This window comes from Chryseobacterium sp. FH1 (assembly GCF_000735135.1).
In the GTDB taxonomy this organism is placed as follows: Bacteria; Bacteroidota; Bacteroidia; order Flavobacteriales; family Weeksellaceae; genus Epilithonimonas.
On record NZ_JPLZ01000012.1, the window covers coordinates 1 to 1,640 of the forward strand.

The window sequence follows — 1,640 nt, forward strand, 5'->3', positions numbered from 1 at the left end:
AATAAGATGTTGGTTTTGAACAATATACGCAACAAAATCATTCACCGTATTTTTGCAGTGGTGAACTCCGGCAGAAATTACGAGAAAAACTACCAAAATAATTTGGTTTGTCCATAGAAATCAAGTCGGGCTGCGAGATTTGTCATAATAACAAACTTTCTACAATCAATTAACGAATGCAACCTCAACGCAAAATAATCCACGTAGATATGGACGCCTTCTATGCTTCCGTAGAACAGCTCGATGACCCGAGTCTGCGTGGGAAAGCCATTGCGGTTGGCGGTGGACATCGTGGTGTTGTTGCGGCCGCGAGTTATGAAGCTCGGAAATTTGGAGTTCGGTCTGCGATGCCGAGTAAGACGGCGAGAGAACGATGTCCGCATCTCATTTTTGTAAAACCGAGATTTGCCCGATACAAAGAAATCTCCAGCAAAATCAGAAGTATCTTCCACGAATACACAGACTTGGTAGAACCGCTTTCTCTGGACGAAGCTTACCTCGATGTTACCGAAAACAAAAAAGACATCGAGTCGGCGAATGACATTGCAAGGGAAATCAGAAAACGGATTTTTGAGGAAACGGGATTGACGGCCTCGGCTGGAATTTCTGTCAATAAATTTCTCGCGAAAGTGGCTTCTGACATCAATAAACCAAATGGACAGAAAACGATTCATCCAACCAAAATAGATGAGTTTCTGGAAAACCTTCCAATTGAGAAATTCTACGGTGTTGGAAAAGTGACTGCGAACAGGATGCACACGTTGCACATCTTCAAAGGTTCCGATTTAAAGGCGAAATCTCTGGACGAACTGGAAAAGCTTTTCGGGAAATCTGGAAGATATTATTATAATGTTGTCCGGGGAATCCACAATGGAGATGTGAAACCGAATAGAATCCAGAAAAGTGTGGCGGTGGAAAGAACGTTTTGGGACGACATCAATGAGGATGATGAAGTGGATCAGAAACTGAAATCCCTAAGTCTGGAACTGGAAGAACGGCTCGGCAAAAAAGAAATCAAAGGGAAAACATTGACTTTGAAAATCAAATACAAAGATTTCACACTTTACACGAGAAGCAAGACGCAGGAACTTTATTTTGAAAATGCGGAAAAGTTCTACAACACGGCGAAACAACTTTGGGAACTGCGACCTTTTGATAAGGCGATTCGACTTCTTGGACTTTCTTTGTCCAATCTTAATACAGACGAGAAAAAGCAGGTTTCTGCTCAGTTGAAAATTCCTTTTGCTGAGTTTGATGATTGAGATTTTCAAACGCAAAGTCCGCGAAGATTTTTTTGAATTACTTGAAAATATTTTAAGATTCGAAAGGACGCTTAATTGGGGAATAAGTATTTCTCGCAGATTGGGCGCATTAGGCAGATTTAAACACAATATTGTTGTTCCAGAGGAAACCTAAAGAAGTGACAAAAGTTGTTTTGATTCGGGAACGTTTGAACCTTGCGAAGCGCGCCCCGGCTTGATTTCTATGGACAAACCAAATTATTTTGGTAGTTTTTCTCGTAATTTCTGCCGGAGTTCACCACTGCAAAAATACGGTGAATGATTTTGTTGCGTATATTGTTCAAAACCAACATCTTATTCTTTCCTTCAGACACTTTTCTCAAGTAATAGCTCCGCAAG

Annotated in this window: 1 protein-coding gene; it reads left to right on the forward strand. The window is 41.0% G+C overall.

All coding sequences use genetic code 11. The annotated features are described in order from the left end of the window. Window positions 1-176: 176 nt before the first annotated feature. The gene (gene dinB, locus IO90_RS18215; protein ID WP_034970845.1) at window positions 177-1,262 is read left to right on the forward strand and encodes a DNA polymerase IV; all 1,086 of its coding nucleotides are present in this window, start codon (window positions 177-179) and stop codon (window positions 1,260-1,262) included. The last annotated feature ends 378 nt before the right edge of the window (window positions 1,263-1,640 follow it).